The sequence below is a fragment of the Leptolyngbya sp. FACHB-711 genome (assembly GCF_014695615.1).
GTDB lineage: Bacteria > Cyanobacteriota > Cyanobacteriia > Elainellales > Elainellaceae > Leptolyngbya_A.
The window spans coordinates 1-5,800 of the sequence record NZ_JACJOR010000169.1 but is presented as its reverse complement, the minus strand read 5'-3'; the positions used below and the strand labels follow the sequence as shown (position 1 = coordinate 5,800).

5 protein-coding genes and 1 tRNA gene are annotated in these 5,800 nt (G+C 52.8%); 3 read left to right on the top strand and 3 right to left on the bottom strand.

The window, feature by feature from the left end:
- Both H6F80_RS05820 and H6F80_RS05815 read left to right on the top strand, forming a co-directional pair.
- Positions 1-641 (top strand): rhomboid family intramembrane serine protease (locus tag H6F80_RS05820; protein WP_518523528.1); only part of this gene is annotated, 641 nt, incomplete at its 5' end.
- A 504-nt stretch (positions 642-1,145) separates the two neighbouring features.
- Entirely contained in the window at positions 1,146-2,648 is a 1,503-nt protein-coding gene (locus H6F80_RS05815; protein ID WP_242067186.1) for a helix-turn-helix domain-containing protein, read from the top strand.
- 184 nt (positions 2,649-2,832) lie between these two features.
- Here H6F80_RS05815 and H6F80_RS05810 read toward each other — a convergent pair whose 3' ends face one another.
- On the bottom strand, positions 2,833-3,492 hold the full coding sequence (locus H6F80_RS05810; protein ID WP_190790647.1) for a DUF4142 domain-containing protein: 660 nt from the start codon (positions 3,490-3,492) through the stop codon (positions 2,833-2,835).
- 251 nt (positions 3,493-3,743) lie between these two features.
- Positions 3,744-4,268 carry a cyclic pyranopterin monophosphate synthase MoaC gene (moaC, locus tag H6F80_RS05805; RefSeq protein WP_190790646.1) on the bottom strand — a complete coding sequence of 175 codons (525 nt, stop codon included), beginning with the start codon at positions 4,266-4,268 and terminating at the stop codon, positions 3,744-3,746.
- Positions 4,269-4,302: 34 nt separating this feature from the next.
- Between moaC and H6F80_RS05800 the strand changes: the two genes are divergently transcribed.
- Positions 4,303-4,376: transfer RNA gene (locus tag H6F80_RS05800), tRNA-Arg, on the top strand.
- A 74-nt stretch (positions 4,377-4,450) separates the two neighbouring features.
- Here H6F80_RS05800 and H6F80_RS05795 read toward each other — a convergent pair.
- A complete protein-coding gene (locus tag H6F80_RS05795) occupies positions 4,451-5,698 on the bottom strand; it encodes an MFS transporter (RefSeq protein ID WP_190790645.1) in 1,248 nt (415 codons plus the stop codon).
- Positions 5,699-5,800: the final 102 nt, after the last annotated feature.

The following is a 5,800-nucleotide window of genomic DNA, read 5'->3' as shown; positions in this document are numbered from 1 at the left end:
ATATCAGAATGCAGCCGATTGCTTCGCAGTTCCCCGAAGGGGTAATCGCACTTGATCCAACAATTCAGCTTCAGCTTGAGATTTTGGGAGGATTTATCGTCCTGCTCTGGGTACTGGAAACCGTGGATCAGCTTTTGCTGCGAAATCGGCTTAACGCGCTGGGCATTCGTCCGTGCACTCAGATTGGACTGCGGGGCATTCTCTTCGCGCCTTTGCTGCATGGCTCCTGGGCACATTTGGCGGCAAATACTGTTCCGTTTCTGGTGCTGGGCTGGCTGGTCTTGCTCAATGGGTTCAATCAGTTTGCGATCGTGACTGCTGTCGTCTGGATTGTGAGCGGCTTAGGAGTCTGGCTGTTCGCGTCCCGAAATTCGCTACATATTGGGGCAAGCGGCGTCGTTTTTGGCTATCTGGGCTTTTTGCTGGCGCGTGGCTATTTCAGGCAGGACTTTGGATCGATCGCGATCGCTGTCGTCGTCCTGGCACTCTATGGACCGCTGATCTGGGGAATATTACCCTTCCGGCGCGGCATCTCCTGGCAGGGGCATTTGTTTGGCATGGTGGGCGGGGTGCTGGCGGCTCGTTATATGCCTCAGCTACAGCAGGGGTTTGCGACAATCGAGCGGATGCTGCAACGGTAAAAGTATTTCGGCTTGTTTTAATTCCAACTCCAATTCAAGGGGAGTCGATCGCGCCTGGAATCTGGAGCCAGCGTGAAATTTCTGGTGCCGCTCGAAAGGCACGACCTCAGGGGCTTGACTTTATCTAGCCCTATCTAGCCCTAAATTGGGCATAACGGGCGAGCACCCTACTCTATCTATATAAACAAATCGGCAACTACCAGCTTGCTAAACGCTATATATGGAGTAACCTATGTAGAAAGCAACCCCTGGAGAGGTCTGAAAAGTGCTAGCCGTTGTCCGAACTGCCTCCTCAATCCTGAATCCTGCTCTCAATTCTGCCAGGAATCTAGCTCGCTCTCAGAGTTTTAAGTCCCCGGTTAGAGGGGATTTAGGGAGCAATGCGGCATCTTCGCCACTCCTCAGCCCACCTCCACAAACTTAATCTCTCTACTAAACAAAAGACGATCGAGTTTTAGTCCCGTTAAGCCACCTTAGCAGCAAGCAGGATTTCCCATGGTGTACATGAGTCAACCCAAGGATTTGTTTCGCCTCCCAGTTCAACCCGTGGGGGCTAAATCTCAAATGGCTTCTGACTCTGCTGCTGTTCGCTTGAAGCAGGCAACGCAAGCTCGGTCGCGTAGTGTTCCCGAAACGATGTTGCCCACCGCCGCTCGCCAAAGTCAAAAATCCGCTCGATCAGGAAACGATCGACCCACCGAGCGACTTCACCTTAACCCTGACCTCTTTGCTCATGGCTCATCGACTCGCATGGCTTCGGCTCTGCCCATTTGGGAGGCAAGCAATATTTTGACGCAGCGCGGTCATCTCCCCTGGCAAAACGATCCCGATGGCAAGCTCCACTACGCCAAAGACATTGATAACGGGCAGGGAGCAATTCACTTCTGGGTGACAGAAGACCTGGAAAATGATTACCCAGTCTCCCTGGCAGGGGCAGCCGCACTCGCCGTCGTGGATACCTTTGATATTCGGGCAGCCTGTATGCACCTGATTTATGCTGCCTGCGCGACTCAGTTTGCCAAGCCCTGGGAGCAGGAACTCGTAATTGACGATCGCCAGATCGAATCTTATCTTGGCTTAAAAAAACGGACTGACCTAAATCGACAGCAAAAGCTAGCCCTGATCGAAGAGATCGCCAAACAGCCCTGCAAAATCACAACCTTCATTTCCTACCCCAATCAGGGCAAGGTCAAAGGTTTCACCCTAGAAGAAGGACGGCTCTGGCACTTGCTGGGCACTCGCTACCACTATCAGCACGACCTCCTGAGCAACAAAGAACTCGTCGGCATTACCTTTGTGATTCGAGCCGGGCTTTGGGCAAAGTATTTTCTCAACGAAGAGGGACGACGCAAGCAAATTGCTCACTATCAGCACGGCATTCTTTCCAAGACGCTGCTGGAAAGTATCATGAGCCTCTGGCAGCATCGCGAAGGGGCTGCGCGTCTCATGGTCTGGCTATTGTTTAAGACTCAGTTCGATCGCCGCCATCCGCTCACGGTGCAAACCCTGATGGAGGTTGCCTACGGTCAAGAAAAAGTTCAGCAAGCGCGACTCAACAGCGAAGCCCGGAAGCGACTTTCCGCCAACTGGGACGAAGACCTCCTAACGCTGCACGAGCGGGGCTGGAAACTTCAGTTCGACCCAGAATCCTACCCGATCGAAATTCAACCCCCAGCATTTGGGCGAATGACCGCTCGCAAACCCAGAGGTTTCTTTGACAAGCTGCTGGCAGCCCGCCTGTGGATTACGGCTGAAGCAGGGACGATCGATCAAATCACTCCCTCTGAAGACGAAAACACCAACGCAGCTTTGCAAATCGAAGAAATCTCCAATCCCGTTGAACTAAGTGGATCACAGGTAAAGGATCTGCGCATCAAAAAGGGCTGGAGCCAAAGAAAACTCGCATCAATGACAGGAATCAGTCAGGGACTTATCTCACTGATTGAAAATGGAGAGCGGAATATTACCCCTGAGAATGCAGCAATCCTGCAACAGGTTTTGAGTTAGGAAGTTGTTCGAGCAGTCGCGACAATTACGCTGGACTGTCCCCTGGTTCCGAAATTGGGCGGAACCTTGCTTTAAGGATTCAAAGTCCCTCAGGACTGGGAATTTAGGGGGCAATGCAGGATCTCTGCAACTGCTCAAACAACCTCAAACAACATCACACAAAACCACGATCGCGCCAAAACTACTACTGAACCGAGGTTGTACCCGATTGTGGTGCAATCGCTCCAGCCGAGTTAACGCTGTTAAACCGCTGAGGAACCCGAGCAAACTGATAGTTCGTCAGACCAGATGCAGCCGTGAAGTGCTGGTTAATGATGGGCAAACCGCGATCGGCAAGCGCAACCAGATCAGGATTTTGACCAAAGGCAGCTTCGCGCTGATAAAGTGCTGCACTTTCCAGGTGAGCGTTAATGCCGCCCTCACTCAGAAATGCCTGGTCGAACTGCGCGCCTGAAAGCTGAGAGAGCTGTGCCATTGCCGCTTGGTATTTCGGAGCAGGTTCAGTGGGCAGCGTTACACCCACGGTCGGCGCGATCCGGGTTAGCTCTTGCTTCACCAGATTTTGCTCGTCGATCTCTGCCTGAGCAAACTGCTTCACTGCATCGCTGGTTGCCTTTTGCAGCGCAAGCTGAGAAATCATGATATTGCCGTTGCCAGCCTGAGCCGCTTCCAACATAAACTGCTGATCGATCGGGCCAAGCTGACTGGCGGGTTGAGCAGTGGTCGTCGCAGGGGCAGTTTCAGTGGGGGCAGTCGAAGTGGAAGGGGTTTGTGCCACAGAGCAGCCCACGGCGGCAAATAAGCCAATCAGGGCAAGGGCAAAGGACATGAAAACTTTTCTCATGACGGGTGAGGCTCCTAAACTTTAGAAAATTGAATCTGCTTTTCGAGATGGGGGTTGCCGGAAAGCATTTGTCTATTGTCTGTTTCCAATGTTTAGATTCCGATACAAAAACCCCTCTTTCCTTAGATGGGTTTCAGGTTTAATTGGCAGTGTTTGACCAGTACTTGCTTTGCTACGCTACTCCTATTGCTTGCTCCTGCACCTCCCTATTGCCGGCAGGGCACCACCGCAGCTCTCGCTCCAAATGTCCGTTAAACCACTGTGTCTAATCGGTAATCCCCAGATTTACCGCCCGTTTTCTCAAGAAGCTGGATAGACTCGATCGCGATCGACTTCTCCAATGCCTTTGCCATGTCATAGAGGGTTAGTGCTGTGACGGAAACTGCGGTAAGAGCCTCCATTTCAACGCCTGTTTCAGCTTTGGTTTTCACCGTTGCCTGAATCTGAAATCCGGGTAGGTCGGCATCGGGAATAATTTGCACCTCGACTTTTTGAATTGGTAAGGGATGGCAGAGCGGAATCAGGTTTGACGTTTGTTTCGCTGCCATAATGCCTGCAATCCGCGCTGTGGCTAACACATCTCCTTTCGGAGTATTGCCTGCCTGAATCGCTGCCAGGGTTTCCGGCTGCATTCTGACTCGCCCGATCGCAATCGCAGTCCGCACGGTTTGCGTCTTTGCAGAAACGTCAACCATTTGTGCCTGTCCCTGCTGATCCAGGTGAGTCAGCGAATTTGGCGAATGATTCAGATCATCTGAAAAGTTGGCGTTTGACATTTCTGCTGATTGTGTTACTATGAATTCTTGGCAAGGGCGTGTAGCTCAGTGGACTAGAGCACGTGGCTACGGACCACGGTGTCGGGGGTTCGAATCCCTCCTCGCCCGTAGGTGAATGACTGGATGAGGTGGACAAGTTAATGCCACCTCTTTTTATTATTCCTGGTTTTGTCCAGGGATGATTATTCCTGGTTTTGCCCAGGGAAATCCACTGCATAAAAATCCCCACCTCGACCCAGCCCAAACTGCAGCGAGTGGCGCAGATCTTTGCTCGATTGGGTCAGGAAAATCACCATGCTTAGCAGTGACAGTCCAGCGCAAACCGCGAAAACGCCTCGATAGCCACTGTTTGTCGCCAGCAGTCCAAACAAAGGTCCAGCGATCGCGATGCCTGCGTCAAAGCCTACCATGCAGAGTCCAAAGGTGCGTCCGCGCTCGTCTGGCTGGGATCGATCTGCCATTAAAGCCGCCATCATGGGAATCAGCGTTCCGGCAGCGGCTCCTTCCACGGCTCCCGCTAGCAAAAACATAGTGACGCTATTGGCTCGCCACAGCATCAGCATCGATAGCGTGTACAGCACCAGACTCATGCTGATAAATACGCCGCGCCCGTAGCGATCGGAGGCAGGACCAACCAGAAAGCGAATCGCAAAGCCGGTAACCGCTGTTGCGGTGTAAAACAGTCCGGCATTGAGGCTCACGCCGACTTCGCGAATATAGAGCGGTGTAAAGGTGCTGAGCGCGCCAAACGATAAACCGATCAGCAGCAGAACGATCGCCGGAATCCGAATGCGTGGCGTGAGCAGCAGTTGCCAAAACTGTTTGGGCTTGCCGGAGGGATCGGGTTTGATTTCTGATCGAGGTTCTCGTACCTGAGTTGTGCAGACTAGCCCCAAAATGCCTAAGCCACTGGTCAGGAGGAACGTTAGAGAAAAGCCCAGCCCCTCGTAGAGCAATCCCCCAAATGCCGGACCGAGTGCCATGCCGATCGGGTTGACCAGGCTCATGTAGCCAATCAGTTCTCCGCGATGCTGAGGGGGCGATAGGTCTATGACCAGGGCACTGTATGCCAGCGCAAAGGCAGCAATGCTGATGCCGTGAAACGCCCGAATGCCCATTAACAGCGGAATCGAATTCGCGATCACGTAGCCGATCGGCGCAAGGGTAACTGCCGCCATGCCAATCAGCAAAACGATTTTGCGTCCGCGACTGTCTGCTAAACGCGCCATCCATTCCCGGCTTGCCAGCAGTCCCACCGCAAAGCACCCCATCACAATGCCTACCGTTTGAGGCGTTGCGCCGAGTGATTCTATATACAGTGGCAGGGTCGGCAGATGGGAGGCTAACCCTGACCAGAAGAGAAGTCCGGCAACAAACAGCACCAGCAAATCGCGCCGAACCGAAGGATTGAGCTTGGTAAAAACGTTCAAGGCAGATTGATCTCGATCGTGTCTTTAAGAAATGTTGCTGTTTTCAATCATGCCGCGATCGAGCCAGTTTGACTAATGTACAGAGAAGGATTCCCTGGAGCC

Coding starts and splice junctions, on each gene's coding strand:
- H6F80_RS05810 (WP_190790647.1), bottom strand. CDS start 3,492: ATGAGAAAAGTTTTCATGTCCTTTGCCCTTGCCCTGATTGGCTTATTT.
- H6F80_RS05815 (WP_242067186.1), top strand. CDS start 1,146: ATGAGTCAACCCAAGGATTTGTTTCGCCTCCCAGTTCAACCCGTGGGG.
- moaC (WP_190790646.1), bottom strand. CDS start 4,268: ATGTCAAACGCCAACTTTTCAGATGATCTGAATCATTCGCCAAATTCG.